We start from the raw sequence: 25,125 nt of genomic DNA on the forward strand, positions 1-25,125 counted from the left end.
GGATGGCATCGTGGAAAAACTATGACAGGCGGGCCTTTAGTTGCCCTGTGTTCCCGGCGCAAGCCGACATCCGCTCGCGCGAAAAAAACGCAGTCACCGTATTCGCCCCGACAGCCGCAGCACGAAGATCAGCACTTCGGCAACTGCCTTGTAGAGCTCCGGCGGAATCTCGTCGCCGATCTCGACATGGGACAGAGCGCCCGCCAGCACCTCGTTCTCTTCGATCGGGATATCGTGTTCCCGGGCCAGCTCGATGATCTTCGCACCGATGACGCCCTTGCCCTTCGCCACGACCCGCGGCGCGCCGGTCTTGTCATAGTGCAGCGCGACTGCAAGCTTGCTCCTGGTCTCGACGCTCATAGCGCGCGATCCAGAAAATGACCGGCACGGGCGGCGGGCGCGGCCTGCGGCGGCGCGCCGTCGCGGATCACGATATCGCCGGGCTGCAATTCGGCCCGGCTGAGCGCCTCGCTCAATTGCGATGTCCCGGCGCGCAGTTGCTCTGCGGTTGCGGGCCGCTCCGCCCAGATCCGCACTGAAGTCTTGTCGCCGGTCAGCGATATCAGCGCGTGAACCGGACCGGCCGGCTCGACATCGAGGGAAAATCGCGCACGCCACACCCGCTTGACCGCCTCGACGGCCTCGCTGCCGCCATCGCGGGAAATCTCGAACTGCGCCATCGCGGTGCCCTGCGGCGTTACGAAGGGAATTTCGAAATTCCAGCGTGGCGCCGTGATGTCGGCTTTTGGCCCCGCATCGATGCGATCAGGCAAGGAGGCGACCTGCAGCAGCGTCTGTCGCGCGATAGCGGCATCGGTATCATCGAGCAGATGATGCGCGGTCGCCTCGAGCGGCGCCTGCGGCGCGATGGTGGGAGAGGCGATCGGCTGTGCGGCCGGCAGTCCGCCCCGGATGGGTGGCGGCGGCGTGTTGGTATGGAAGGTGACGTCACCGCCCCGGACGTCTTTCGGCGTGGCTGTGGCACTCCTGATTGGAACGCCGAGTTCCTGCAGCGCTTCCTGCAGCAGCTTCAGCGTAGCGCCGGCATCAGGCGGGGCGGCCAGCGGGCTTCGGGCGGCATGGACCGGCAGCGCGAGATTTTCGGCTGCAAGCAATCGCGCCTGCGGCAGCAGGATTTCCGGCACATCGAGGTTGGGCGACAAGGACGGCGCAAGGCTCGCGGCGGCCTGTGGCGGCGCAGCTTGTTGCGCCCCGACCGGTGTCGCCGGCGAGGCGGTCGTCGAATTGAGGCCGAGCGCCGACTGCAGTGTCTGACGCAGCACGATCAGCGCGGCCTTGAGATCGGGTACGCCACTTGGGGGGACTGAGCCCGACGCCAGCGACGCTTCGAGGAATATTCCGGACTTCTGGAACGCCGTCTTGATGTCGGCGCCGTCGAGGTTCTGATCGAGACTGGTCTGTTGCGCCAGCACCTGCGCGATCGCCGCTTGCAATTTCGGCGGCAGATTGCTGGACGAAATCGCCGCGCTCAGATTGGCAAACAGCGGCGCCAGGCTGTCCTGTTCAGTCGCCGCGGCTTGGGCGGCGGCGGAGACGGCAGCGCGCTCCAGCGGCGTCAGCACGTTCTTCGCCGACACGATGGCCGGCCGATTGACGGCCGCATCGGCCAGCGCATCGGGCGACAAAGTGACGGCGTCGGCGGATGCCCCGGCGGCATCACTGCCCTGCCCGACCACGGCCAGGCGGATGCCGTCCTTGGTCTGCGACACCGCCAGCTGCAGGTTCTGGCCTTGCTGCAGCGGAATTTCCGTGGCCACGTCGATCGAGAGGCTGGCGATCGCAATCCGCACGAGATCGGCCGATAGCACTTTCAGGACCTGGGCGTTGACCACGCTACCCGGCTGCAGCACGAGTTCAGGCGCAATGCCGCCAACCTCTTGGGCTGATAGCACCGGCAGAACGGGATTGATCGAATTCGCCATGTCTCGAGGTCTCGGCCAGGGCCAAGCCCGAAGCCTACCCCGGCGCCGTAAACCTCTCCTTAACCGGCAGCAGGCGCTCAGGCCTTCAGGGCGTCCAGAATGGTCACCGCGGCCCGGAAATCGACCAGCCGGGCGGCCCGGCGAGCCGCCACCTCCTCGTCGACGCCCCATTTCTCGGCGTTCCAGTCCTCATCGACATGGGCGGCCGCCCAAACCTGGTCGGAATCGAGGGGCCCGCGCAGCAACGCCAACGCCAGTAGCGCGGAGCCTGTCAACGTCGTCACCACATGCAGCGCCGCCACGGCCCAGGGGTCGGCCGGAAACACACTACGGGCGGCCTTGATCGCCTGCTCCGGCTGGGTCACATGCACGATCCCCTCGGACAGGATGAAATGAGCCCCGAGCTCGTTCGCGGCCCATGACAGCACCGGGTCCCAATGCGCCGCTTCCCGGGCGACCAGCGCCTCGGGTTGGCCGGCACGATAGAACAGCAAGTCGGAGCCGAGGTATTTTGCGACATCGTCGGCCACGGCATCGACGCGATCGGCGACCTCGGCGACAGAATTGGCGAAGCGCGTCAGCGGCATGGTTAGGGGATCGATAGTCTCGCCCTGCGCATTCCATTCGGCGGCGATGTGCTCGGCAATGCTGCTAGCCGGCGCTATGACCTGGCGGCCGGAAGGCGTGCGGATCGGCTTGCCATCCAGCGTCACGGCAAACCCGCCATCGGCCGGCGCGACGCCAACCTCCTTGTAGATGCGCTTGCGCTGGGGCGCGCGCGTGGCGCGGCGCACTGCTTCCGTCGGATCGAGCGGAGACTGTCCGGCAACTTCATCGAATAGTTCACGCATGCGGTGTCCAAAGGTCGGGTGATTATCCAAGCCTGACAATACGATGCCGGTGGATGCAAATAAAGGCGATGAGGAAGTTAGGCCAGCAAGCTGCGATGCTGGTTCTGCCGGCTGAAGTCGGGTTCCGCTCGCCGGAATCGCCCGGTTCGCCTAGTCAGCTCACTTCCGATAGATCACCTCTCCCGCCCGGATCGTGTAGGCGACCTTGGCGAGATTGGTGACGTCGGCGAGTGGATCGCCGTCAAGCACCACGAGATCGGCGTCGAAATCCTTCTCGACCCGCCCCTTCTTCGCCGCCTTGAAATATTGCGCGGGATTGATCGTCAGCGACGCCAGGATCTGGCGCGCGGACAGCGCGCGATGCATCAGCTCGTATTCGAGCGTGGTGTCGTAATAGGTGGTGAAGCCGACATCGGTGCCGAACAGGACGGGACCGCCATTGTCGGAGAACGCCTTGACTTGAGCGAAGGTCGTCGCGATGAGGCGCGCAGCGATATCGGGCGCAACGGGAAGCTTTGCAAACAGCGAGAGCGTCGGAACCAGGGCAATGCGCTGCTGCTTGAATCGCGCGAGCTGCTCGGGCGAATAGACCGCCTCGCCGGGCACCGTGTGCGCCATGATGTCGACGCCGGCAGCGATGACGGCGTCGACGCCTGCCATGTTTTGCGGATGGGCGAACACCGGCTTGCCCGCAGCATGCGCCACGTCGACTGCCGCTTTGGCAATCGCTGGGTCCATGTTCACGACCGGCTTTCCGGTGCCCTTGAAGGAGCCGGTGAACAGTTTCACACCGTCAAGACCAAAGCCCATATAGGTGCGCGTCAATTGCGCGGCCTCTTCCGGCGTGGAAGCTTCCGGCAGCTTGATTTCGGCGGGCAGATAGGCCGGATGGCCGTCTTTGGGAAAGATGCTGCCTGCCGTATAAATATCCGGGCCCGGTATCTCGCCGGAATTGACCCGGCGGCGCAGCGCCAGCGTATCTCTTCCGTCTGAGCCGATATCCCAGACCGTCGTAAAGCCCCAGCGCGTCAGCATCGCCTGCATGTGCTCGGCCAGCGGTGCGGCAGGAGCTGAGCCGGCGTTCTTCCACACCTCTTCCGTGAAATGGACGTGGCTGTTCCAGAAACCGGCAACCACAGTCTTGCCGGTGCAATCGATGACGCGCGCATCGGAGGGAATTTGCACCTCCCTGCGGGTTCCGACCGCGGCGACGGCGCCATTGGCGATGAGAATGACGGCGTCGGCAAGCGGCGCAGCGTCGGGCGAAGCGTAGACACTGCCGCCGACGAGAGCGAGCATCTGCGCACGGGCAGAACCAGGTACGCTGGACGCTCCTATCGCGAAAAAGCAAAACGCGAGTCGGACCAGATTTCCGTTCATGCGCAATCCCCCTGCACCTGACGGCCTGACGTTAGGACCGTCCGGATCGCACAATATCAAATCAGCGTGTTCTTACGTTTGACAGCTATTGCGCCGGCCAGTGCGTTGCGTGCCCGCTACTCCTCCGGTGCGTTCTCGATCGGATCGAACCGGTCGTGCTCCAGCCCGAGCAGATTCCAGGATTGCAGCATGTGCGGCGGCAGCGGCGCGCTGACATCGATCACGCCGCCGCGCGGATGTGGGATAACGAGCCGCCGCGCCAGCAGATGCAGGCGGTTCTGCAGGCCGCCCGGCAGGTCCCAATTCTCCTTATTGAAATATTTGGGGTCGCCGACGATGGCGTGATCGATATGCGCCATGTGGGCGCGCAACTGGTGGGTTCGCCCGGTGACCGGCTTCAGCGACACCCAGGCGAGCTTCTGCGCCGAGGTCTCTACCACGGCGTAATACGTCACCGCGTGGCTTGCGCCCTCGTCGCCATGTTTTGCGACCCGCATGATGCTGTCCTCCTCGCTCTCCTCCTTGGCGAGATAGGTCGAGATGCGGCCCTGCTTCGGCTTCGGCACGCCCGCCACCAGCGCCCAGTAAATCTTGCGCGCGGAGCGGTGGCGGAACGAGCCGGTCAGTGCGGTGGCAGCGAAGCGCGTCTTGGCGACCAGAAGACAGCCGGACGTTTCCCTGTCGAGCCGATGCACCAGCCGCGGCCTCTGCCCCTTGGCGTCGCGCATCACTTCCAGCATGGAGTCGACGTTGCGCGTGATGCCGGAGCCGCCTTGCACCGCCAGCCCCGCCGGCTTGTTCAACACCACGACGTCGGCATCTTCGTAAAGCGTCATCTCCTTCAGGGCCTGCAGCGTCTTGGTCGCGGCTTCAGAGAGCGGACCCGTTCCCTTCGGCGCATCGAGTCGCAGCGGCGGAATACGAACGCTCTGGCCTTCTTCCAGCCGGTCCTTGCTGTCGGCGCGCTTGCCGTTCACGCGCAACTCGCCCTTCCGGACGATGCGCTGGATGTGGGAGAACGACAGGCCGGGAAAGCGCGCCTCGAGGAAGCGGTCGACGCGCATGTTGTTTTCGTCCGCCGTGACGACGACGGTCTGAACCTTGGTCGGCAGCGGAGCTTCGGCCTTGGTCTTTTCGGGCTCTGCCACCACGAAAGCCGGCTTCTCCCGGCGCGGCTCGGCAAACCGCGCAGGCTTGCCACCAGGACGGTCGCCCTGCGGCCGGTCGCCAGGCTTCTTGCTGCGGAACGGCGTGGCTCCCTTGGGACGGGAGCCTGGCGTGCGCGACTTGGCTAGCGGTTTTCGGTCGCGGCGGCTCATCTGGTTTCGCTCCAAGGGGTAGACCGTTGCCTAGCGCAAATGCAGCGAATCGTCACGGTGAATTCGGTGCCAATCCCGCTCCGGATCGGCCAAACTAGGCCAATTTCGACGATGCGCGGGAAACCCGGATGGCCCTATCAAGATTGGCTTTGGTCGTTGTGGCCGCAATGTTCGCGAACGCGGCCGAAGCGCAGCGGAGCCCGATGCCGGAGCATATCGCGCAGGCACTGTTGGAACTCGGCCGCGTCATCGATCCGCCCAGGACCTTCGCGCTGTATGCGCCGCTACAGGAAAAAGAGCCATATCAAGGCGTCAAGGTCGAGCGGGACGTCAAATACGGTCCGGCCGATCGCAATCTGCTCGATATCTTCATGCCGGACACGGCTCCATCTCCGCGGCCGGTGCTGATCTATGTACATGCCGGCGCGTATGTAGGCGGCAACAAGCGCACGACGCCGACCAGCCCATTCTATGACAACATCATGCTATGGGCGGTAAGGAACGGCTTTGTCGGAGTGAACGTCGCCTATCGCCTCGCACCGCAAGCACCCTGGCCGGCGGGCGCCGAGGATCTGGCCACCGCGGTGCAGTGGATTGCAAACAAGATCAGCGAGCGCGGCGGCAATGGCGCGCGTATCTTTCTGATGGGGCACTCCGCGGGCGCGGTTCACGTCGCGACCTATGTCTCGCATCCCGAACTTCACAGGATCAAAGGCGGCGGCCTCGCGGGGGCGATCATGATCTCGGGCATTTATGACCTGACCGCGATGCCGCTCGCCGATACCCAGCGGGCCTATTTTGGTGACGATGCTGCGCGCTATGCCGAACGATCCTCATCGAGAGGTCTGGCAACGACCGACATTCCGCTGATGATGGTTGCCGCCGAACTGGATCCGGAAGGGTTCGTGGTGCAGCTCGATATCGGGAAGCGAGCCACCTGCAAACGAGCCAGCGGATGCGCACGCGCTATCCTGTTGCCGCAGCACAGTCACATGTCGGAGGTGTATTCGATCAACACTGCCGACACGCGCCTGACCGATCAAATCCTGGATTTCGTGAAGACAGGGAAATAGCGACAAAGCTCAGGGCGCAATACGGCTCGCGCCCGGAACGCCGCACGGCGAAGCTGCCGCCCACGAATATTTGACTCCAGATTTTATAGCATGTACTATAAAAAATGTAGTACGATGGAGCTGTTCCGATGTCAGCAACGTCCGATGTTGCCCGTCCAACCGGCGCCCGCGGCTTTTGGCTTGGCTTTGCCGCCTACCTGCTTCCCTCGTTTCCGATCGCCTATGTCTGGCACCTCGTCCTGTTCGAGCAGAAGTACCACGCGCTCCAGATCTATCGCGACGAGCCGGTAATCGCGTTCGGACTGGGTTCGATGATCATCCAGGGCGCGATGTTCTCGTGGTTGTTCCCGCGCGTATTTGCACAACGTAGCGGCTCGTTTCTGAAGGACGGGCTCTTGTACGGACTTGGCGCTGGCCTGCTGTCATGGTCGTTCACCACGCTCGCGGTCGCAGCCAAGAATGTGATGGTTTCCGTGCCGGACTATGTGCTGCTCGAAACCGCGTTCACGATCCTGCAATTCGCAGTCGTGGGGCCGTTGATCGCCCTCGCCTACCGTCATGATGCGGAGGAACCAAGCTCGACGGCATGAGCAATCTTCACTATCCGCAATTCTGCGCACTCGCCCGCGCGGCGGAGATCATCGGCGAGCGTTGGACTCTGCTGATCATCCGCGAGCTTCTGCTTGGGCCGAAGCGATTTGGCGATCTCCTGGATCATCTTGACGGCATGAGCCCCACCTTGCTGACAACGCGCCTCACCGCCCTGATCGAGTGCAACGTCGTACGGCGAACCGCCTTGCCGCCGCCGGCCAATGCGCAGGTATACGAATTGACCGAGATCGGCCGGGAAGTTCAGCCCGCGATCCGGGAGTTGATCCGCTGGGGCGGCCGCTTCCTGTTCCCGCCGGTGCCGGGCGACACGTTCGAGCCGGATTGGGTGCTGCTTGGCCTCGACGCCATTGCAAAGCGTTCACCCGTGCCGGAAATCAGGATCGGCCTTACGGTCACCCATGGCAAGAAATCGGCAGCCTTCACCGTCGCGGGCGGCGGCTTCGGGACGGCTATTGAGAGGGGCATCACCGATTGCAAGGGGACGCTGGAAGCTCCGTTCGACGCGGTGCTCCAGATTGTCGGGACGAGCGTGTCCCTTCAGGACGCGATCGATGCGAAGCGCGCCAGCGTGAGCGGCTCGATCACCCTCGTCCGCAAGCTTCCCCTTCTGTTCGACCTTGCGGAACGCCGGCGCATAGCGCCCGCTGCAAACTGACGGAGGGGCCGGTGGCCTGGACGAAATCACCGCAGTCGCTGATCGACCTGTTCGACCAGTCGGTTCCGCCAGGCGCAAATATCTCGCGCCGCAAGATGTTCGGCTACCCGGCGGCCTTCGCCAACGGAAATCTGTTTATCGGGCTGCACCAGAACGATTTCGTCATGCGGCTCTCGGAGAAAGATCGCGCCCGGTTCACCGCCGAATTTGGCGAACGGACCTTCGAGCCCATGAAGGGCCGGCCGATGCGCGAATATGTGCGATTGCCCGAGGAGCTACTGGCCGACGCGGAGAAGCGCGCATTCTGGATCGATCTTTCGCTGCACTATGCCGAGGCAATCGCGTCGAAGGCGACGTCTCCAAAGAAAAAGCAATTGCCCCGATCGATGAAAAGGAGCCGAGCATGAAGAAGTTCGTTCTGCTGCATTACGGATTTGAAAAGCCCACTCCGGAAATCATGGCCGCCTGGGGCAAATGGTTCGAGGCTACCAAGCCGCATACCGTGGACATGGGCGGCTTCGGCAATGGTCGCGAAATCTCGAAGGGCGGAACGAAGGACCTTCCGCTCGGACCCGACTCCATCACAGGCTTCACAATCGTCAACGCGGCGACGCTCGACGACGCCGAGAAGATGGCGCAAGGTAACCCCTTCATTTCGAGCATTCGAGTCTACGAAGTAAGGTCGGGCTGACGCGGAAGATCACCGGCGCTATTTGCACTGCGCGGCGTTTCTCACCGCGGTCAGGTCGGCCCCGGAATTGTTGGACGGACGCTTCTTGGCGGCTTCCTCCACCGCTGCGCAGGCCGCTGCGTCGCCGTTCTGGAAGCGGGCGATGGCGAGATTGGTCCAGGCGTCGCCGAAATCCGGCGCATCCTTGACCGCCTGCTCCAGCACGAGCTGCGCGTCGCGCGGGCGCTTCGCGATCAGCAACATGCGGCCATAGTCGGCCCTGAGCGCCTTCACCGGATTGGGCTGTTTGAGCGCGATCCTGAACAGTTCATCGGCGGCATCGAGATCATTGAAGCGAAATTGCGCGACCACCGCGAGGCCGTGATAGACGGCGCTCTGCTCCGGTGAAATGAGAAACGCCTGGTTAAACCGCAGCGCGGCCTCACGTATCTTGCCGGTATTTACAGCCCTCCAACCACGCAGGGTTATTTCGTCAAAGGCTTTTTCGCGAGAGCCTGTCGCGCCGATGATGGCGCTTACGAATTTCTCGTCGGCGGTCTTCTCCTCCGAACTCTTGACTGCAAATCCGAAGAACGGCTGCTCGTTGGTCGGCGCTGTATAGCTTCGCTTCGTCACCTGCACGCCCGGCGCCACCTCGGCGCTGTCAGCCGCGGCAGCAAGCGGCGACGCCAGCATCACCACACATGCGACGGCCCGAATAGCCTGCCTCAGATAATTCTCGAAACTGTTCATTCGCGCTGGCCCCGTTCCTTACGCAGCTTGGCCCAGTAATCCAGCCGCTTGCGAATCTCGCGCTCGAAGCCGCGATCAGGCGGATCGTAAAACGTCTGCCGCCCCAGCGCTTCCGGAAAGTAGTCCTGTCCGGAGAAGGCGTCCGGCGCGTCGTGATCGTATTCGTAGCCGGAGCCATAGCCTTCCGACTTCATCAATTTTGTCGGCGAATTGAGAATATGCTTTGGCGGCAGCAGCGAGCCGCCCTCTTTCGCCGTGCGCGTCGCCGCGCCGAAGGCCTTGTAGGCGGCATTCGATTTCGGCGCAGTGGCGAGATAGATCACGGCCTGCGCGATCGCGAGCTCGCCCTCGGGAGACCCAAGAAAATCGAAGGCGTCCTTGGCAGCATTGCAGATCACCAGCGCCTGCGGATCGGCAAGGCCGATATCCTCCACCGCCATGCGCACGACGCGCCGCGCCAGGAATAGCGGGTCCTCGCCCGCGTCCAGCATGCGCGCGAGGTAATACAGCGCGGCGTCGGGGTCGGAGCCGCGCACGGACTTATGCAGGGCCGAGATCAGGTTGTAATGGCCATCGGCCGACTTGTCGTAGATCGGCGCGCGGCGCTGCAGGATCTCCTGCAACTGCGCAGCATTGAAGACTTCGTCCCTGCGCGCGGCGCGCCATACCTCTTCGACGAGTGTCAGCGCGGCACGGCCGTCACCGTCGGCCATCCGCACCAGCACGGCGCGCGCCTCGGCATCGAGCGGCAATTTTCGTCCCTCGACCCTCTCGGCATGCGCAAAGAGTTTTTCGATCGCGGCAGCATCGAGCGAATGAAACACCAGCACACGCGCGCGCGACAGCAGCGCGGCGTTGAGCTCGAATGACGGATTTTCCGTGGTGGCGCCGACCAGCACCACGGTGCCGTCTTCCATGACAGGCAGAAAGGAATCCTGCTGCGCGCGGTTGAAGCGATGCACCTCGTCGACGAACAACAGCGTGCCCTTGCCCATTTCGCGACGGGCGCGCGCGGCGTCGAATACCTTCTTCAGATCGGCAACGCCGGAAAACACCGCCGAAATCTGCTCGAAATGCAGTTCGGTGGCATCCGCCAACAGCCGCGCCACCGTGGTCTTGCCGGTGCCCGGCGGTCCCCAGAACACCAGCGAGCCCAGCGTACGCGTCTCCAGCATGCGCGTCAGCGCGCCGTCGGGACCGAGGATGTGGTCCTGCCCGACGACATCGGCGAGCGAGCGCGGGCGCAACCGGTCGGGAAGCGGACGCGGCGCATCCTCCTCCATCCCTGCCGCAGCAAAGAGATTGGTCGCCTCGCGGGGTTTCTTCGGGCTCATCCGCCGAGCGTCACGTTGATCTGCTGGCCGCCGCGCACCACGACGATGCGCCAGAGCCTGGAGGAGGTTTTCGAAGCCTTGTCGAGGTCGCTGGTCTTGCTGATTTTCTGATTGTTGACCGCAAGGATGATGTCGCCCTTCTGGAAGCCGACGCTGGCCGCGGTGCCGTCGTCGGCGAGGTCGATCACCACGACGCCCTCGGCCTGAGAATCCAGGTGCAATTCGTCGGCAATCGCCGGCGAAATATTGGCGACCTTGGCGCCCTGGAACGGCGAACGTCCGGTGAGCACGATTTCATCGCGGTTGGTGTCGGGGGCGGTTTCCAGCGGCACCGTGACCTTGACGGTCTTTCCGCCACGCTGCACGTCGATCTGCGCGGCGCCGCCGAGTTGCCTTGTGGCGAAGCGGTAGTCGAACGCGTTGGGTTCGTCGATCGGCTGCCCTTCGATGGCGACGATCAGATCGGACGGTTTCAGACCGGCGCGCGCGGCCGGACTGTTTGGTGCGACATTGGCGACCAGGGCGCCGTTCGGCAGTTTCAGCCCCAGCGTCTCGGCGATTTCAGGCGTCACCGCCTGCAGTTTCGCACCCAGCCACGGCCGCTTGACGGCCTTGCCGCCGCTCTTGGCGGAGGCCACGACCACGCGCACCATGTTGGCGGGGATCGCAAACCCAATGCCCTGCGAGCCGCCGGAGCGCGAGAAGATCGCGGTGTTGATACCGACGAGCTTGCCGGTCATATCGACCAGCGCGCCGCCGGAATTGCCGGGGTTGATCGCCGCATCGGTCTGGATAAAGAACTGGTAATCCGTGATGCCGACCTTGGTGCGGGCCAGCGCCGAGACGATGCCGTGGGTCACGGTCTGGCCGACGCCGAACGGGTTGCCGATCGCGAGCACGACATCGCCGACCAGCAATTCATCGGAATTGGCAAAGTCCAGCGTCGCAAATTTCTCTCGTCCGTCCTTCACGCGCAGTACGGCCAGATCCGTGCGGCTGTCCTTGAGCACGATCTCGGCCTCGAACTCGCGCTTGTCGGCGAGCGAAATCTTGACCTGATCGGCGCCCTCGATAACGTGGTTGTTGGTGACCACGAGCCCCGAGGCGTCGACCATCACGCCCGATCCCAGCGAGCGCTGCATCTGCTCGGGCTGCATGCCCGGGACGCCGAAGAAGCGGCGGAAGATCGGGTCATCCAGCAGCGGGTTGCGATTCTGTACGGTCTTGGCAGCATAGACGTTCACCACTGCCGGCTGCGCGCGCTGCACGATCGGCGCGTACGACAGCCGCAACTCGGCGCCCGAGGTTGGCACGCGCCGATCCTGCGCCAGCGCCGGCGTTGCAACGACTGCGGAAACCAGCAGCAAGGCGAAAGAGCGGATCGTCAACGTCATGCAAGAATCCCAAAATTGATGGCCTCAGATATAGATGCGAGGCGGCAACGAGAGAAGATAAGGCGGTCTACCATGTTGCCGGTCAGGCCGCGCGATCGGGCACTTTCGCGGCGTCGGAGGCCGGCGCACAGGATAGCCTTTCCTGATGTCCCTCGCCCCATGCCCTGAGTGTCTCGATCACTGGCCGCAGGCTCTCGCCGATCTCCGACAGCGTGTATTCGACCCGCGGCGGCACCTCGGCGTAGACCTTGCGGATCACGAGCTTGTCGTCCTCGAGCGCGCGAAGCTGCTTGGTCAGCATGCGCTGGGTAATCCCTGGCATCCGCCGCCGCAACTCCCCAAAACGCTGGGTGCCGGCCTGCAGGTAAAACAGGATCACGCCTTTCCACTTGCCGTCGATCAGATCGAGCGTCGCTTCAACCGCGCAGCCCGGCCGACGGGCAAAATTCCGCCGTTTCATGAGTTTTTCCTGGAGTTTCCCCAATAGTATCCAAACAGGGACTAGTTCCCCAAATTTACAGTACTTGCCAAGCGGATGCTAGAGCGACAGTTAGGCAATCAATCTGTCAAACACGGAGGAGGCACGGACATGAAGGCCGTCGGATACAAAAAATCGCTCCCCATCGAAGATGCGAATGCGCTGATTGATTTTGAGGCCGCCAAGCCGGAACCGACGGGCCGCGACATCCGCGTCGCCGTCAAGGCGATCTCAGCCAATCCGGTCGATTACAAGGTCCGCAAGCGCGCCGCCCCGCCCGAGGGCGAAACGAAAATCCTGGGCTACGACGCTGCCGGCATCGTCGATGCCGTCGGCCCGGACGTAACGCTGTTCAAGGCAGGTGACGAAGTGTTTTACGCGGGCTCAATCCTGCGCCAGGGCACCAACGCGGAATTTCACCTGGTCGACGAGCGGATCGTCGGCAAGAAGCCGAAATCGCTGTCGTTCGCGCAGGCCGCGGCGCTGCCGCTGACTTCGATCACCGCTTGGGAATTGCTGTTCGACCGGCTCGGCGCCGTGCCGCATGGCGCGGGATTTCCACTGACGTCAAATCCTCACGCGCAAATGCTCCGCGACCTGTACCACGTGCGTGACGACAGCACCCTACTGATCACCGGCGGCGCCGGCGGCGTCGGCTCGATCCTGACCCAGCTCGCGCGCCGCCTCACCGGGCTGACGGTGGTCGCTACCGCCACGCGCGCCGAGTCGCAGAAATGGTGCCGCGATCTCGGCGCGCATGCGGTGATCGATCATTCCCAGCCGATGAAGGAGCAGATCGAAAAGTTGAAGGTGCCGCCGGTCGCGCTGGTTGCGAGCCTCACCTTCACCGACCAGCACTACAAGGCGATCGCGGATTTCATCGCGCCGCAAGGCAAGTTCGGCCTGATCGACGATCCCCCGGAATTCACCGTCTCCGCCTTCAAGGGCAAGGCGGTCTCGATCCACTGGGAATCAATGTTCACGCGCTCGTCATTCCAGACGCCTGACATGATCGCCCAGCACCACCTCCTGAACGACGTCTCCGACCTCCTGGACAAGGGCGTGCTGCGCACCACACTCGACCAGACCTTTGGAACGATAAACGCCGCCAATCTGAAACGGGCCCATGCGCTTTTGGAAAGCGGCAAGTCGCGCGGCAAGATCGTGCTGGAGGGGTGGTAGCGGCCCAACAACGGGGTTGATCCGGAGGTCGATTCAAGGGAGCCTGTTCCATCGATCCGGGATGGCTGTCGCCGAAAAACCCCGGCGCGAATTGCCGGGGAACACGGAAGACAGGAGACCTGTTCGACATGATACGAATGTTTCTGGCGGCCACGCTGGCGTCGTCCTGCGTGGTGGGTTGCGCGTCGATCGCAACGGCACAAGGCAGTTACCCCGAAAAATCGCTGCAGTTGATTGTGCCCTATCCGGCGGGCGGAGCTGGCGACGTCGTCGGGCGCATCATTGCCGGCGAACTCGAGACGCGTCTGGGCAAGCCCGTGATCGTGCTCAATCGCCCCGGCGGCGGCACGACGATCGCCGCCAAGGAGGTCGCCAACGCGGCAGCGGACGGTTACACCCTGCTCACCAGTTCGAATTCGACCTTCACGTTGCAGCACGCCGTGAAGGAGAACGTGCCGTACGACAGCGCGAGGGATTTCGAGCCGATCGCCCAGACCGGTACCCTGACCATGGTGCTGGTCACCCATCGTGACAGCCCGATCAAGGACGTTGCGGCGCTTGTCGCGGCGGCGAAGGCCAATCCCGACAAGCTGTCGCTGGCGTCCTTCGGCGTGGCCACCATTTCGCATTTCGCCGGCGAGCTGTTCAAATCGAGCGCCGGCATCAAGATGGTGCACCTGCCCTACAAGGGTAGCGCGCCGGCGATGAACGACCTGATAGGCAAGCACATCGAGTACCACGTGGACACCGTGATCGCGATCAGGCCGCAACTCGAAGCCGGCACGGTTCGCCCGCTGGCAGTGTTCTCCGCCAAGCGCTCGCCGTTCCTTCCCGACGTTCCGACTCTCGCCGAACTCGGTTATCCCAATATCGACCTCGTCTCCTGGGGAACCGTGGTCGCGCCCAAGGGAATCCCTCCGGCCATACGCGACCGCCTGGCCTCGGTGCTGGAAGAGGCAATCGCAAGTCCTTCGGTGATCGAGCGCTTTACGAAGGTCGGGTACGAAGCCGGCTTCAAGCGCTATCCGGACTGGCCGGGTTTCATCGCCAAGGAAACGGCCGAGATGAAGGAACTGGCCCGCAAGGGCGGGATCAAGGAAGAGTAATCCTGATATGACCGAGCCGTGCGATCTGCCCGCGGTAACGGCCCGGGCGCTGATCGGCGAGCGCAAGCTTTCGCCGGTCGAACTCATGGACAGTTGCATCCGTCGCATCGAGGAAATCGATCCGGCCGTCAATGCGATCATCGCGCGCTCGTTCGATACGGCGCGCGCGGCGGCGCGGGAAAGCGAAGCTGCCGTGATGCGCGGCGATGCGCTCGGGCCGCTGCACGGGCTCCCGCTCGGCGTCAAGGACCTGATCGACGCCAAGGGGCTGCCGACGAGTTTCGGCAGCGTGCTGTTCGCGGACAATGTCGCGGCCGAGGATGAGGCGATCGTCGCGATGCTCAAGCGCGCCGGCGCCATCGTCATTGGCAAGACCAACGTCCCCGAATGGGGCGCGGGCGGCAACACACGCAATGCGCTTCATGGCGCCACCGGCAATCCCTTCGATCCCGAGCGCTCCGCCGCCGGCTCGTCCGGCGGATCGGCGGTAGCGCTTGCAACCGGCATGGTGCCGCTGGCGACCGGTTCGGACACCGGCGGCTCGGTCAGGAACCCCGCCGCCTTTTGCGGTGTCGTCGGATTCCGCCCCTCCCCCGGGCTGATCGCCAGCAATAGCCGCAATATGGCCTGGCTGCAGATCTCGCAACTCGGGCCGATGGCGAGAAACGTATCGGACGCCTGCCTGATGCTTTCCTGCATGCTGGATCGCGACGCGCGCGATCCGTTGTCGGCCATCCTTCACGCCGGCGGAACGCCCGTGTGCGAGACCTATCGTGATCCGCCGCGGACCGATCTCGCAAGCTTGCGCATCGCGGCGACCTGCGATTTCGGGTTTGCGCCGACGGAACGCGTCATCGCCGAGACGTTTAAAACGAAGCTCGCGACATTCGGATCGGCATTCCGCTGCGTCGCATGGACCCATCCGGATTGCAGCCATGCCGACGAGGTGTTCCGGATCTTGCGCGCCGTCGCGTTTCTGGGCCGGCACCGAGAGCTTGCCGAGAAGTATCCGGACAAAGTGGGTCCCAACATTCGCGACAACGTGGCCGAGGGGCTCGGCTATTCTGCCGTCGACGTGGCACGTGCGCTTTCGCTGCAGACCGCGCTTTATCGGAGCTGGCAGAAATTTTTTGGCGAGCACGATTTTATCATCGCGCCGACAGTCACGATCAGCCCGCGGCCCTGGTCCGAGCTTTACCCGGCCACCATCGACGGCACACCGACGAAAAGCTATTTTCACTGGCTGGCGCTGGCCTATGCCGTGACCAATGCCGGACACCCGGCGGTGGCGATACCGGCCGGACGCGACGGCGCCGGATTGCCGTTCGGCATCCAGATCATCGGTCCGCGAGGCGGCGACGTCGCGACGCTTTCAGTGGCCCGCGAGATCGAGGCGCTGCTTGAGGCCAATCCGGAGACGGCCCGTCCCGTACCCGACCTCGCCTGGCTGCGCCGACAGCCTCCGATTTCGAGCCGGCCAGGTTTTCTGGATTTCGATTGATCCGGCTCCGTTTCGAAGCCGTCGCCTGAACATTCGTTCATCAAAGTTAAATCTGACTCCAGAGCGGTCTGAAAGCCGGCACTTGGGCAACGAACTTCACTCGAATGTGTTTAGCGAGTGTCTGTTTTGCGAAAGAGCGAACTTCGCTCGAATGTAAAGTATTGGACGTCTGAATTACGGAAAGGAGTAGTCCATGAGAAAAGCACCTTTGGCTTTAGCCGCAGCGGCGGTCTTGGGCTTGACCGCGGTAACGGCCCCCTCGCCGGCGGAGGCCCACTGGCGCGGAGGAGGATTTTTCCCGGCCGTGGCTGGCGGATTGATCGCGGGCGCGGTGATCGGCGGACTGGCTTCGAACGCCTACGCCTATGGTCCCGGATATTACGGCGGGTACCCGGCCTATTACGGCGGTTATGCGCCGGCCTACTATGGTGGCTATTACGACGAGCCTTACTATCCCGTCGTTCGCTATCGTCGCGTGGTTCGCCCGGCGTTCGCCTACTATGGCGGTCCGCGATTCTATGGCCCGCGGTTTTACCACCGCCGTTACTGGCATCACTGGTGATCTGGAAATGAAAAGGGCCGCCAGACATGGCGGCCCTTTTGCATGGAGCGACGAGAACACCTCAGTCGATCTCATGCACCACCGTGCGCGTGGCGGGGTCGACCAGCATCACGCGATTGTTCGAGTAGACATAGCGATACTTCGTCACTGACGGGCCCCAATCCGAAGGCACTGCCTCGAGTTCGACCTCGGTCGGCACCTTGGCGCCCACCACGATCCTTTCTCGTGTTTCCACCGGCCGGATCTTGTGCTCGGTCACGTAGCTCTTGATCTTCGTGCGATACTCCGGCTCGATCCGAATTGTTGCGCCCGCAGTTCCGGTCGTCGTGTCGGGAGTGATGACCGTGGTTTGAGCGTTGGCCATGGTCGCAATCAGCGACCCTGCCGCCGCCAAAATAAGCAGCTTCTTCATCGGGTCCTCCTCAAGCCGCGTCAGCGCGGCATCAGGAAAAACGGTTTCCGAGCGTCCTTGTTCCGCCTGAACGACCGCTTCCACGGCCTAAACCGGCGCGACGCCTTCGACGAAAACCAGACGGCGATCCAGCGCGGTCTGCCGCACTCTCAACGCCTCGGCATATTCCGGCGAGGCGTACCATTCACGCAAACGCTCCATCGTTGGAAATTCGACAACGATGATGACCTTCGGCGGCGGGCTACCCTCGATCAAAGTCGCGGCGCCGCCACGGACCAAATAGCGCCCGCCATATTGCGCGATCGTCTTCGCAGCGATGATGCGATAGGCCTCAAAGCCCTCCGCATCGCGCATCTCAACTTCGGAAATGACATAGGCCGGCATCGCGAACCTCGGGCGACGAATTGATCACCGGATTTCGACGATCTCCGCTTCGCCTCCGGCGATGGCGACGACATCGCCGACGCCCTTGCCGAACAGCGCGCGCGCCAGCGGCGAGCCGTGCGAGATCGTGCCGTGTGCAGGTTCGGCCTCGTCTTCGCCGACGATCCGAAACGTCTGTCGCCGGTCGTCCTCGCGCACAATGGTGACGGTGTGGCCGAAGCGCACGACGGAATTGTCTGATGGCTCGGGCGCCACCCTTGCTGTGGCGCGGCGAGCATTCCAATAGCGGAAGTCACGGCGGGCGCTGGCCAGCGCCGCGCGATCGCCGGCGGATTGCGCCGCGGCCTGGGCTGCGGCCAACGCCTGCTCAATCCGGCGGAGACCTTCAGCCGTCACGTCATTCGGAAGTTCGGAGATTGGCCGGTCAGGCAGATCTTCGACGTCCTCGGTATCCTTGACGAACGCCCTACTCATGGATGTCAAACGTTTGGCGGCCCGGGACGTTCCTGTGAAGTCACGCGCCGGCCGCGATCGCGCGGCGCGCCGGGCAACAAAAAAGCGGCGCTTTTGGCGCCGCCTTTGAAAACTGCGATTTGGAACAGTTACGCCGCTTCGGCGGACTTCTCCTCTACCGGACCGGAATCCTGGCCCTTGGCGTCGACGTCGCGGTCGACGAATTCGATAACGGCCATCGGCGCGTTGTCGCCGTAGCGGAAGCCGGCCTTGATGATGCGGGTGTAGCCGCCCTGACGGTCCCTGTAGCGGGGCGCCAACGTGTCGAACAGCTTCTTGACCTGGTCGACGTCGCGCATTTCGGAGATCGCCTGGCGGCGCATGGCGAGCCCGCCCTTCTTGCCGAGGGTAACGAGCTTCTCGACGATCGGGCGCAGCTCCTTGGCCTTCGGCAGCGTGGTGACGATCTGCTCGTGCTTGATCAGCGCGGCGCACATGTTGGCGAACATCGCGCGGCGATGCTCGGCGGTGCGGTTGAGCTTACGATGAACCTTGCCGTGACGCATTGGTGTTTTCCTTGATTTGTCTTCGTCGCGACGGTTCGTCGGACATGTTGCTCAGGTGGGCTGCCTGCGTTCGCCCCAGTGTGGCGAGTAGCGAATGGCTAGTTGTGAATAGTTTCTCCCCTATTCGCTATTCGCCACTCCCTATTCGCTTAGTAGTGATCCTCGAAGCGCTTGGCGAGCTCGTCGATGTTCTCCGGCGGCCAGCCCGGCACTTCCATGCCGAGATGCAGACCCATCTGGGCCAGCACTTCCTTGATCTCGTTCAGCGACTTGCGGCCGAAGTTCGGGGTGCGGAGCATTTCCGCTTCCGACTTCTGCACGAGGTCGCCGATATAGACGATGTTGTCGTTCTTCAGGCAGTTTGCCGAACGCACCGACAGCTCGAGCTCGTCGACCTTCTTGAGGAACGCCGGGTTGAAGGCGAGATCGGGGATGATCTCCTGCGCGACTTCCTTGCGCGGCTCTTCGAAGTTCACGAACACGTTGAGCTGATCCTGCAGGATGCGCGCGGCATAGGCCACCGCGTCCTCCGGCGAGATCGCGCCGTTGGTCTCGATCGTCATGGTCAGCTTGTCGTAGTCGAGGATCTGGCCCTCGCGGGTGTTCTCGACCTTGTAGGAGACCTTGCGCACGGGCGAGAACAGGCTGTCGACCGGGATCAGGCCGATCGGCGCATCCTCGGGCCGGTTGCGCTCGGCGGCGACGTAGCCCTTGCCGGCGGCGACCGTGAACTCCATGCGGATCTCAGCGCCCTCGTCCAGCGTGCAGATCTGCAGCTCGGGATTGAGCACCACGATGTCGCCGACGGTCTGGATGTCACCGGCGGTGACGACGCCCGGACCCGACTTCTTCACGACCATGCGCTTGGGGCCTTCGCCCTGCATCTTGATCGAGATGTCCTTGATGTTGAGCACGATGTCGGTGACGTCCTCGCGAACGCCCGCGATCGAGGAGAACTCGTGCAGCACGCCGTCGATGTGCACCGACTGCACGGCGGCGCCCTGCAGCGACGACAACAGGATGCGGCGCAGCGCGTTACCGAGTGTCTGGCCGAAACCGCGCTCGAGCGGCTCGGCGACGACGGTCGCAAACCGGGTCGCATCGCCGCCCGGCGTTACCTGCAGCTTGTTCGGTCGAATAAGTTCTTGCCAATTTTTCTGGATCGTCACTTTGTCACCCCTTCGGGTCAATAGACCGGCCAGTCGATCTGCCTGCAGATTCACTGGCGTTGGAGATCGCGGATCAGTCCGCGGAAAATTCCAAAAGCAATCGCGAGCGGCACAACCGCCCGCGACCAGATATCAAACGCGCCGGCGCTTGCGCGGACGGCAACCATTGTGCGGGATCGTCGTCACGTCGCGGATAGACGTGACGGTGAAGCCCGCGGCCTGCAGCGCGCGAAGCGCCGATTCGCGGCCCGAACCGGGGCCGGCAACTTCCACTTCCAGCGTGCGCATGCCGTGTTCCTGCGCCTTCTTGGAAACGTCTTCGGCCGCGACCTGCGCGGCATAGGGGGTCGACTTGCGCGATCCCTTGAAACCCATCGTGCCGGCCGAGGACCAGGCAATGGTATTGCCTTGCGCGTCGGTGATGGTGATGGTCGTGTTGTTGAAGGACGAATTCACGTGCGCGATGCCGGAGGCGATGTTCTTGCGTTCGCGACGGCGGACGCGGGTGGCTTCCTTGCCCATTACCTTAAAACCTTCCTGTGATCTCAAACGCCGCCGTACTGCCAGCGGCTACACCTAAAAACGCGAGTGGCGAATGGCGAGTAGCGAATAGATTTCTATTCGCCATTCCCTATTCGCAATTCGCCGAATTACTTCTTCTTGCCGGCGATCGACTTGGCCGGGCCCTTGCGCGTGCGCGCGTTGGTGTGGGTGCGCTGACCGCGCACCGGAAGACCGCGGCGATGACGCAGGCCGCGATAGCAGCCGAGGTCCATCAGACGCTTGATGTTGATGCCGGTCTCGCGGCGAAGGTCGCCTTCGACGAGATAGTCGCGGTCGATGACTTCGCGGATCTGCAGGACTTCCTGGTCGCTCAACTGGCTGACGCGACGATCAGCCGGGATCTTGACCTTCTCCATGATCTCGGACGCGTTCTTCTGGCCGATGCCATGGATGTACTGGAGCGCGATCAGAACGCGCTTGTTGGTCGGGATATTCACGCCGGCAATACGGGCCACGGACTTCTCTCCTGTCGCCGATCCCTCATGGATCGGGCTATGTTCTTGCTAACTCGGGCAGGTGTCCGCAAACGCGAACACGACGCCCTCCCCTGATCTCTTTCGGGGCCCGGCATCGTCAAAAAACTATCCGACTTGGATGCGGGGCTTATTAAAGGATTCAACTCGGTTTCGTCAACCGCCTCTATCGCTTAGCTCGCTTTTTCGTGACCTTTTTGGCAGCCTTGCGGACGGTCTTTTGGACCCCCGCGCCCCCTCGCCCTCTGGCCGCCGAAACGGCCTTCCGAGCAGCCTTCTTGCTGCCAGCCGCTTTGGCTCCCCTGGAGGCCGATTTGGCGGCCTTACGCGCCGTTTTGACGGCCTTCTTGGCGGTTTTGGCGGCCTTTTTGGCCGCTGGCCTGGCGGTCTTCCGTGCCTTGGCCTTCCGGGCCGGCGCCACCTTGGGTTCCAGCGCGCCGACAGCGGAGAGGATCCGGTTAACCTCCCGGGTTACCTGCTCGATGGTCATCATCCCGTCGACGGTCGCGAGCTTCCGCCGCTCGGAATAGTAGTGAATCAGCGGCTCGGTCTGCGACCGGTAGGCAGCGAGCCGTTTGGTCAGCACTTCCGGCGTGTCGTCAACACGCACCTCCTCGCCGCGCGCCAGCATCTCGGCGACGCGGGTTTCGACGCGCTGTAGCAGCGCGCTCTCATTGACGCGCAGTTCGACCACCGCGTCGAGCTTGAGATGCTTTTTCTTTAAGAGCTCATCCAGCGCCTCGGCCTGCGGTACGGTACGCGGGAACCCATCGAGGACGAAGCCTTTGGCCGCGTCCGGCTGATCGATCCTGTCAGAAATGATTCCGACTACGACGTCATCAGGCACAAGCTGGCCGTTTGCCATGAGGTCCTTGGCCTTCAACCCGACCGGCGTCTCGGCGGCCACAGCCGCGCGCAGCATCTCGCCGGTCGAGAGCTGCACAATCCCATAGCGCTGCACCAGCCGCTGTGCCTGGGTACCCTTCCCCGACCCCGGCGGTCCCAAAAGGATCAATCTCATGACTGCTCGCCCCCCGGCTTGGTGAGCGAAACACCGCACACCTTGTATTGAATTTCAGAGCGCTCCGCTGGTCAGCGGCGGCGGCCCCTCAGCTTGGATTTCCGGATCAGCCCCTCATACTGATGGGCCAACAGATAACCCTGCACCTGCGCCACCGTATCCATGGTCACGCTGACGACGATCAGAAGCGAGGTGCCGCCGAAATAGAACGGCACCGAGGCGTAGGAAATCAGGATTTCGGGAATCAGACACACGATCGCCAGATAGATCGCACCAAGCACCGTGATCCGCGACAGCACGTAGTCGATATATTCGGCGGTGCGCTCGCCCGGGCGGATGCCGGGAATGAAACCGCCGTGCTTCTTCAGATTGTCGGCGGTCTCGGTCGGATTGAACACGATCGCGGTGTAGAAGAAGGCGAAGAACACGATCAGCGCCAGATAGAGGAACAGGAACAGCGGACGGCCGTGGCTGAGCTGGGTGTTGAGCCACTGGAACCATTCCGGCCCCTTGCCGGCGTTGAAGTTCGCAACCGTCGCCGGCAGCAGCAACAGCGACGAGGCGAAGATCGGCGGAATGACGCCCGAGGTGTTGAGCTTGAGCGGCAGATGCGAGGACTGCCCCTCGAACATCTTGTTGCCCACCTGGCGCTTCGGATACTGGATCAGAAGCCTGCGCTGCGCGCGCTCCATGAACACGATGAAGGCGATCACGGCGACCGCCATCACGATCACGATCAGGATCAAGCCGGTCGAGAGCGCACCCTGGCGTCCCAGTTCGAGCATGTTGGCGAGTGCCGAGGGCAACTCGGCAACGATGCCGGCCAGAATGATCAGCGAAATGCCGTTACCGATGCCGCGCGAGGTAATTTGCTCGCCGAGCCACATCAGAAACATGGTGCCGCCGGTCAGCGTGATCGTGGTGGAAATCAGGAAGAACATCCCGGGCTCGCTGACCACGTTGCCGGCGCCCTGAAGTCCGATCGCGATGCCATAGGCCTGAAACGTGGCGAGGATCACCGTGAGGTAGCGGGTATACTGGTTCAGGGTCTTGCGGCCCGCCTCGCCTTCCTTCTTCAAGGCTTCGAGCTTGGGCGATACCGTCGTCAGAAGCTGAATGATGATCGATGCCGAGATGTACGGCATGATGTTCAGCGCGAAGATCGCCATGCGGTTGATGCCGCCGCCGGCGAACATGTTGAACATGCCGAGAATGCCGCCGGCCTGCGACTTGAACACCTGCTCCCAGGCCGCGGGATCGATGCCGGGCAGCGGGATATAGGTACCGAGCCGATAAACAAGCAGCGCACCCAGCGTAAACCAGATGCGCTTCTTCAGTTCGTCGGCTTTGGCCAAAGCGCCGAAATTGAGGTTTGCCGCAAGTTGTTCTGCTGCTGAGACCATGTTCAGGCTTTCTCCCGCCGCCTCCCAGGCCGACGCCCCTTCCCGGGCAATCGGTAGACGCCGGACATTATTTGGTGCGCGGCTTCGATAAGTCCACCGGTCTATGCCCGCGATCAGGCGGGCATGACGCAGATGTTACGCCGCCTCGCCTTCCTTCTTGGCCGGGGCCAGGATCTTCACCGTGCCGCCGGCCTTCTCGACCGCCGCAACCGCGGACTTCGAGGCGCCGTGCACCTCGATCGCGAGCTTGGCCTTGAGTTCGCCGCGGCCGAGCAGCCGCAGGCCGTCCTTGGCACGGCGGATCACGCCAGCCTTCACCAGCGACTCGACGGTCACGGTTTCCTTGGTGTCGACCAGCTTGGCGTCGATCGCCTCTTGCAGCCGGTCGAGATTGATCTCGGCAAAGTCGAGCCGGAAGATGTTGTTGAAGCCGCGCTTCGGCAGGCGGCGATGCAGCGGCATCTGGCCGCCCTCGAAGCCCTTGATGCGCACGCCCGAACGCGCGGTCTGGCCCTTGCCGCCGCGGCCCGAAGTCTTGCCCTTGCCGGAACCGATGCCACGGCCGACGCGCATGCGCTTCTTGCGCGAGCCGGCGTTGTCGGCGATATCGCTGAGCTTCATCGCCCTGTCTCCTTACTTACTTCTCGCCGACGATGCGGACGAGATGTTGAACCTTGCTGATCATGCCGCGAACTTCAGGGGTGTCCTGCAGCTCGGCAACCCGGCCGATCTTGTTGAGCTTGAGGCCGATCAGCGTCGAACGCTGCGAGTGGTGGCGGCGGATCGCGCTGCCGGTCTGCTCGACCTTGATCGTCTTTGCGGCCTTGGCCATCGTCTTAACTCCAAAGAGCGCTTGAAATTCGCGCCGGTTATTCAGCCACCACTTCGGCGTCACCGCCGACGCGGCGCGATTGCAGCGTGGACACCTTGATGTTGCGGCGCGCCGCAACCGAACGCGGCGAATCCTGATGCTTCAGCGCGTCGAAGGTCGCGCGAACCATGTTGTAGGGATTCGACGAGCCGATCGACTTCGCCACCACGTCCTGGATGCCGAGCGTCTCGAACACCGCGCGCATCGGGCCGCCGGCGATGATGCCGGTACCGGCCGGAGCGGCGCGCAGGTAGACGCGGCCGGCACCGTGACGGCCGGCGATGTCGTGATGCAGCGTGCGGCCTTCGCGTAGCGCCACGCGCGTCAGATTGCGCTTGGCCGACTCGGTCGCCTTGCGGATCGCCTCGGGCACTTCGCGCGCCTTGCCGTGGCCGAAACCGACCCGGCCCTTCTGGTCGCCGATTACGACCAGCGCCGCAAAGCCGAAGCGCTTGCCGCCCTTGACGACCTTCGCCACGCGATTGATGTGGACGAGCTTGTCGACGAACTCGCTGTCGCGCTCCTCGCGATCCCTGCTCCGTTCGCGTCCGCCGCGTTCGCGTTCACCTGCCATGGTGTTTTCCAATCTTTAGGGGAAGAAAGCCCCTGTCCTCGTAATTATCCAAAACCGTTTCGTTAGAAGCTCAGTCCGCTCTCGCGGGCGGCGTCCGCGAGCGCTTTGACGCGCCCGTGGTAGAGATAGCTGCCGCGATCGAACACCACTTCCTTGACGCCGTTCTTCACGGCGCGTTCCGCCAGCAGCTTGCCGACGGCTTTGGCCGCATCGATGTTGGCGCCGGTGTTGCCGGCCTCGCGCATGGCCTTTTCCAGCGACGAGGCGGAAGCCAGCGTCTCGCCCTTCAGGTCGTCGATGACCTGGGCGTAGATGTGCTTCGACGAACGGAACACCGACAGACGCGGGCGTCCATTGGCGGACCGGCGCAGCGAGTTGCGCACTCGCTGCTTGCGCCGGGCATTCGTGACCTTGAGTGACAT

31 protein-coding genes are annotated in these 25,125 nt (G+C 63.3%); 9 read left to right on the forward strand and 22 right to left on the reverse strand.

The annotated features are described in order from the left end of the window. Positions 1–93 precede the first annotated feature (93 nt). The 5 genes from V1273_RS21595 to V1273_RS21615 all read right to left on the reverse strand — a co-directional run bounded on the left by V1273_RS21595 (position 94) and on the right by V1273_RS21615 (position 5,493). Positions 94–360 (reverse strand): EscU/YscU/HrcU family type III secretion system export apparatus switch protein, encoded by a 267-nt coding sequence (locus V1273_RS21595; protein WP_028349018.1) that lies wholly within the window; start codon positions 358–360, stop codon positions 94–96. Continuing rightward, complete coding sequence (fliK, locus tag V1273_RS21600; protein WP_334410802.1) at positions 357–1,943, reverse strand: flagellar hook-length control protein FliK; 1,587 nt, start codon at positions 1,941–1,943, stop codon at positions 357–359. The genes V1273_RS21595 and fliK overlap by 4 nt, the downstream gene beginning before the upstream one ends. Positions 1,944–2,020: 77 nt before the next feature. Beyond that, a complete protein-coding gene (locus V1273_RS21605) occupies positions 2,021–2,794 on the reverse strand; it encodes an ATP12 family chaperone protein (RefSeq protein WP_334410803.1) in 774 nt (257 codons plus the stop codon). Positions 2,795–2,953: 159 nt separating this feature from the next. Continuing rightward, entirely contained in the window at positions 2,954–4,093 is a 1,140-nt protein-coding gene (locus V1273_RS21610) for an amidohydrolase family protein (protein WP_334410804.1), read from the reverse strand. 197 nt (positions 4,094–4,290) lie between these two features. Further along, a complete protein-coding gene (locus V1273_RS21615) occupies positions 4,291–5,493 on the reverse strand; it encodes an RluA family pseudouridine synthase (protein ID WP_334410805.1) in 1,203 nt (400 codons plus the stop codon). Positions 5,494–5,621: 128 nt separating this feature from the next. Between V1273_RS21615 and V1273_RS21620 the strand changes: the two genes are divergently transcribed. The 5 genes from V1273_RS21620 to V1273_RS21640 all read left to right on the forward strand — a co-directional run bounded on the left by V1273_RS21620 (position 5,622) and on the right by V1273_RS21640 (position 8,524). Then, the gene (locus V1273_RS21620; protein ID WP_334410806.1) at positions 5,622–6,566 is read left to right on the forward strand and encodes an alpha/beta hydrolase; all 945 of its coding nucleotides are present in this window, start codon (positions 5,622–5,624) and stop codon (positions 6,564–6,566) included. Positions 6,567–6,694: 128 nt separating this feature from the next. Next, positions 6,695–7,156, forward strand: coding sequence for a hypothetical protein (locus tag V1273_RS21625; RefSeq protein WP_334410807.1), 462 nt, complete (start codon positions 6,695–6,697; stop codon positions 7,154–7,156). Beyond that, a complete protein-coding gene (locus V1273_RS21630) occupies positions 7,153–7,833 on the forward strand; it encodes a winged helix-turn-helix transcriptional regulator (RefSeq protein ID WP_334410809.1) in 681 nt (226 codons plus the stop codon). The genes V1273_RS21625 and V1273_RS21630 overlap by 4 nt, the downstream gene beginning before the upstream one ends. Before the next feature lie 11 nt (positions 7,834–7,844). Further along, positions 7,845–8,240, forward strand: coding sequence for a TfoX/Sxy family protein (locus tag V1273_RS21635; RefSeq protein WP_334410810.1), 396 nt, complete (start codon positions 7,845–7,847; stop codon positions 8,238–8,240). Beyond that, a complete protein-coding gene (locus V1273_RS21640) occupies positions 8,237–8,524 on the forward strand; it encodes a hypothetical protein (protein WP_028349025.1) in 288 nt (95 codons plus the stop codon). The genes V1273_RS21635 and V1273_RS21640 overlap by 4 nt, the downstream gene beginning before the upstream one ends. Positions 8,525–8,542: 18 nt before the next feature. Here the strand turns inward: V1273_RS21640 and V1273_RS21645 are convergent, their stop codons facing one another. The 4 genes from V1273_RS21645 to V1273_RS21660 form a co-directional block, all read right to left on the reverse strand. Continuing rightward, positions 8,543–9,256 (reverse strand): tetratricopeptide repeat protein, encoded by a 714-nt coding sequence (locus tag V1273_RS21645; protein ID WP_334363340.1) that lies wholly within the window; start codon positions 9,254–9,256, stop codon positions 8,543–8,545. Beyond that, complete coding sequence (locus V1273_RS21650; protein WP_334410811.1) at positions 9,253–10,590, reverse strand: replication-associated recombination protein A; 1,338 nt, start codon at positions 10,588–10,590, stop codon at positions 9,253–9,255. Before V1273_RS21650 ends, V1273_RS21645 begins: the two co-directional genes overlap by 4 nt. Further along, positions 10,587–11,984, reverse strand: a complete 1,398-nt coding sequence (locus tag V1273_RS21655; RefSeq protein WP_334410812.1) for a DegQ family serine endoprotease — start codon at positions 11,982–11,984, stop codon at positions 10,587–10,589. Before V1273_RS21655 ends, V1273_RS21650 begins: the two co-directional genes overlap by 4 nt. Before the next feature lie 82 nt (positions 11,985–12,066). Next, positions 12,067–12,444 (reverse strand): winged helix-turn-helix transcriptional regulator, encoded by a 378-nt coding sequence (locus V1273_RS21660; RefSeq protein WP_334410813.1) that lies wholly within the window; start codon positions 12,442–12,444, stop codon positions 12,067–12,069. Positions 12,445–12,573: 129 nt separating this feature from the next. Here V1273_RS21660 and V1273_RS21665 point away from each other — a divergent pair, with 129 nt between their 5' ends. From V1273_RS21665 to V1273_RS21680, 4 genes are all read left to right on the forward strand, one after another. Further along, positions 12,574–13,644: a zinc-binding alcohol dehydrogenase family protein gene (locus tag V1273_RS21665; RefSeq protein WP_334410814.1), complete on the forward strand. Its 1,071-nt coding sequence runs from the start codon at positions 12,574–12,576 to the stop codon at positions 13,642–13,644. Between the two features lie 128 nt (positions 13,645–13,772). After that, on the forward strand, positions 13,773–14,750 hold the full coding sequence (locus V1273_RS21670; RefSeq protein WP_334363345.1) for a Bug family tripartite tricarboxylate transporter substrate binding protein: 978 nt from the start codon (positions 13,773–13,775) through the stop codon (positions 14,748–14,750). Between the two features lie 7 nt (positions 14,751–14,757). Continuing rightward, the gene (locus tag V1273_RS21675; RefSeq protein ID WP_334410815.1) at positions 14,758–16,251 is read left to right on the forward strand and encodes an amidase; all 1,494 of its coding nucleotides are present in this window, start codon (positions 14,758–14,760) and stop codon (positions 16,249–16,251) included. Between the two features lie 193 nt (positions 16,252–16,444). Then, on the forward strand, positions 16,445–16,813 hold the full coding sequence (locus V1273_RS21680; RefSeq protein WP_334363347.1) for a hypothetical protein: 369 nt from the start codon (positions 16,445–16,447) through the stop codon (positions 16,811–16,813). Positions 16,814–16,874: 61 nt separating this feature from the next. Here the strand turns inward: V1273_RS21680 and V1273_RS21685 are convergent, their stop codons facing one another. The 13 genes from V1273_RS21685 to rplR all read right to left on the reverse strand — a co-directional run bounded on the left by V1273_RS21685 (position 16,875) and on the right by rplR (position 25,125). Beyond that, positions 16,875–17,225, reverse strand: coding sequence for a DUF1236 domain-containing protein (locus V1273_RS21685; RefSeq protein ID WP_334363348.1), 351 nt, complete (start codon positions 17,223–17,225; stop codon positions 16,875–16,877). An 87-nt stretch (positions 17,226–17,312) separates the two neighbouring features. After that, positions 17,313–17,609: a DUF1330 domain-containing protein gene (locus tag V1273_RS21690; protein ID WP_334410816.1), complete on the reverse strand. Its 297-nt coding sequence runs from the start codon at positions 17,607–17,609 to the stop codon at positions 17,313–17,315. Between the two features lie 24 nt (positions 17,610–17,633). Beyond that, positions 17,634–18,083, reverse strand: a complete 450-nt coding sequence (gene greA, locus V1273_RS21695) for a transcription elongation factor GreA (RefSeq protein WP_334410818.1) — start codon at positions 18,081–18,083, stop codon at positions 17,634–17,636. Between the two features lie 128 nt (positions 18,084–18,211). Beyond that, positions 18,212–18,628, reverse strand: coding sequence for a 50S ribosomal protein L17 (rplQ, locus tag V1273_RS21700; RefSeq protein ID WP_334410819.1), 417 nt, complete (start codon positions 18,626–18,628; stop codon positions 18,212–18,214). A gap of 149 nt (positions 18,629–18,777) precedes the next feature. Continuing rightward, positions 18,778–19,818 carry a DNA-directed RNA polymerase subunit alpha gene (locus tag V1273_RS21705; protein WP_176722005.1) on the reverse strand — a complete coding sequence of 347 codons (1,041 nt, stop codon included), beginning with the start codon at positions 19,816–19,818 and terminating at the stop codon, positions 18,778–18,780. A 111-nt stretch (positions 19,819–19,929) separates the two neighbouring features. Beyond that, positions 19,930–20,319, reverse strand: coding sequence for a 30S ribosomal protein S11 (rpsK, locus tag V1273_RS21710; RefSeq protein WP_006021048.1), 390 nt, complete (start codon positions 20,317–20,319; stop codon positions 19,930–19,932). A gap of 128 nt (positions 20,320–20,447) precedes the next feature. Then, a complete protein-coding gene (rpsM, locus tag V1273_RS21715) occupies positions 20,448–20,816 on the reverse strand; it encodes a 30S ribosomal protein S13 (RefSeq protein WP_028349038.1) in 369 nt (122 codons plus the stop codon). A gap of 184 nt (positions 20,817–21,000) precedes the next feature. Next, positions 21,001–21,855: an adenylate kinase gene (locus tag V1273_RS21720; protein WP_334410820.1), complete on the reverse strand. Its 855-nt coding sequence runs from the start codon at positions 21,853–21,855 to the stop codon at positions 21,001–21,003. Positions 21,856–21,926: 71 nt separating this feature from the next. Next, entirely contained in the window at positions 21,927–23,258 is a 1,332-nt protein-coding gene (gene secY / locus V1273_RS21725) for a preprotein translocase subunit SecY (protein WP_334363355.1), read from the reverse strand. A 135-nt stretch (positions 23,259–23,393) separates the two neighbouring features. Beyond that, positions 23,394–23,879, reverse strand: a complete 486-nt coding sequence (gene rplO, locus V1273_RS21730; protein WP_028349041.1) for a 50S ribosomal protein L15 — start codon at positions 23,877–23,879, stop codon at positions 23,394–23,396. 16 nt (positions 23,880–23,895) lie between these two features. Further along, entirely contained in the window at positions 23,896–24,090 is a 195-nt protein-coding gene (rpmD, locus tag V1273_RS21735) for a 50S ribosomal protein L30 (protein ID WP_028349042.1), read from the reverse strand. A gap of 37 nt (positions 24,091–24,127) precedes the next feature. Next, the gene (rpsE, locus tag V1273_RS21740; protein ID WP_028349043.1) at positions 24,128–24,703 is read right to left on the reverse strand and encodes a 30S ribosomal protein S5; all 576 of its coding nucleotides are present in this window, start codon (positions 24,701–24,703) and stop codon (positions 24,128–24,130) included. A 62-nt stretch (positions 24,704–24,765) separates the two neighbouring features. Further along, the gene (rplR, locus tag V1273_RS21745; protein WP_057843589.1) at positions 24,766–25,125 is read right to left on the reverse strand and encodes a 50S ribosomal protein L18; all 360 of its coding nucleotides are present in this window, start codon (positions 25,123–25,125) and stop codon (positions 24,766–24,768) included.

Origin of the sequence: Bradyrhizobium sp. AZCC 1721, from assembly GCF_036924715.1 — a bacterium.
Classification (GTDB): domain Bacteria; phylum Pseudomonadota; class Alphaproteobacteria; order Rhizobiales; family Xanthobacteraceae; genus Bradyrhizobium.

Bases quoted from the DNA above. Each gene is read 5' to 3' on its own strand.
- V1273_RS21595 (WP_028349018.1), bottom strand. From the start codon at position 360: ATGAGCGTCGAGACCAGGAGCAAGCTTGCAGTCGCGCTGCACTATGAC.
- fliK (WP_334410802.1), bottom strand. From the start codon at position 1,943: ATGGCGAATTCGATCAATCCCGTTCTGCCGGTGCTATCAGCCCAAGAG.
- V1273_RS21605 (WP_334410803.1), bottom strand. From the start codon at position 2,794: ATGCGTGAACTATTCGATGAAGTTGCCGGACAGTCTCCGCTCGATCCG.
- V1273_RS21610 (WP_334410804.1), bottom strand. From the start codon at position 4,093: ATGCTCGCTCTCGTCGGCGGCAGTGTCTACGCTTCGCCCGACGCTGCG.
- V1273_RS21615 (WP_334410805.1), bottom strand. From the start codon at position 5,493: ATGAGCCGCCGCGACCGAAAACCGCTAGCCAAGTCGCGCACGCCAGGC.
- V1273_RS21620 (WP_334410806.1), top strand. From the start codon at position 5,622: ATGGCCCTATCAAGATTGGCTTTGGTCGTTGTGGCCGCAATGTTCGCG.
- V1273_RS21625 (WP_334410807.1), top strand. From the start codon at position 6,695: ATGTCAGCAACGTCCGATGTTGCCCGTCCAACCGGCGCCCGCGGCTTT.
- V1273_RS21630 (WP_334410809.1), top strand. From the start codon at position 7,153: ATGAGCAATCTTCACTATCCGCAATTCTGCGCACTCGCCCGCGCGGCG.
- V1273_RS21640 (WP_028349025.1), top strand. From the start codon at position 8,237: ATGAAGAAGTTCGTTCTGCTGCATTACGGATTTGAAAAGCCCACTCCG.
- V1273_RS21645 (WP_334363340.1), bottom strand. From the start codon at position 9,256: ATGAACAGTTTCGAGAATTATCTGAGGCAGGCTATTCGGGCCGTCGCA.
- V1273_RS21650 (WP_334410811.1), bottom strand. From the start codon at position 10,590: ATGAGCCCGAAGAAACCCCGCGAGGCGACCAATCTCTTTGCTGCGGCA.
- V1273_RS21655 (WP_334410812.1), bottom strand. From the start codon at position 11,984: ATGACGTTGACGATCCGCTCTTTCGCCTTGCTGCTGGTTTCCGCAGTC.
- V1273_RS21660 (WP_334410813.1), bottom strand. From the start codon at position 12,444: ATGAAACGGCGGAATTTTGCCCGTCGGCCGGGCTGCGCGGTTGAAGCG.
- V1273_RS21665 (WP_334410814.1), top strand. From the start codon at position 12,574: ATGAAGGCCGTCGGATACAAAAAATCGCTCCCCATCGAAGATGCGAAT.
- V1273_RS21670 (WP_334363345.1), top strand. From the start codon at position 13,773: ATGATACGAATGTTTCTGGCGGCCACGCTGGCGTCGTCCTGCGTGGTG.
- V1273_RS21675 (WP_334410815.1), top strand. From the start codon at position 14,758: ATGACCGAGCCGTGCGATCTGCCCGCGGTAACGGCCCGGGCGCTGATC.
- V1273_RS21680 (WP_334363347.1), top strand. From the start codon at position 16,445: ATGAGAAAAGCACCTTTGGCTTTAGCCGCAGCGGCGGTCTTGGGCTTG.
- V1273_RS21685 (WP_334363348.1), bottom strand. From the start codon at position 17,225: ATGAAGAAGCTGCTTATTTTGGCGGCGGCAGGGTCGCTGATTGCGACC.
- V1273_RS21690 (WP_334410816.1), bottom strand. From the start codon at position 17,609: ATGCCGGCCTATGTCATTTCCGAAGTTGAGATGCGCGATGCGGAGGGC.
- greA (WP_334410818.1), bottom strand. From the start codon at position 18,083: ATGAGTAGGGCGTTCGTCAAGGATACCGAGGACGTCGAAGATCTGCCT.
- rplQ (WP_334410819.1), bottom strand. From the start codon at position 18,628: ATGCGTCACGGCAAGGTTCATCGTAAGCTCAACCGCACCGCCGAGCAT.
- rpsK (WP_006021048.1), bottom strand. From the start codon at position 20,319: ATGGGCAAGGAAGCCACCCGCGTCCGCCGTCGCGAACGCAAGAACATC.
- V1273_RS21720 (WP_334410820.1), bottom strand. From the start codon at position 21,855: ATGAGATTGATCCTTTTGGGACCGCCGGGGTCGGGGAAGGGTACCCAG.
- secY (WP_334363355.1), bottom strand. From the start codon at position 23,258: ATGGTCTCAGCAGCAGAACAACTTGCGGCAAACCTCAATTTCGGCGCT.
- rplO (WP_028349041.1), bottom strand. From the start codon at position 23,879: ATGAAGCTCAGCGATATCGCCGACAACGCCGGCTCGCGCAAGAAGCGC.
- rpmD (WP_028349042.1), bottom strand. From the start codon at position 24,090: ATGGCCAAGGCCGCAAAGACGATCAAGGTCGAGCAGACCGGCAGCGCG.
- rpsE (WP_028349043.1), bottom strand. From the start codon at position 24,703: ATGGCAGGTGAACGCGAACGCGGCGGACGCGAACGGAGCAGGGATCGC.
- rplR (WP_057843589.1), bottom strand. From the start codon at position 25,125: ATGTCACTCAAGGTCACGAATGCCCGGCGCAAGCAGCGAGTGCGCAAC.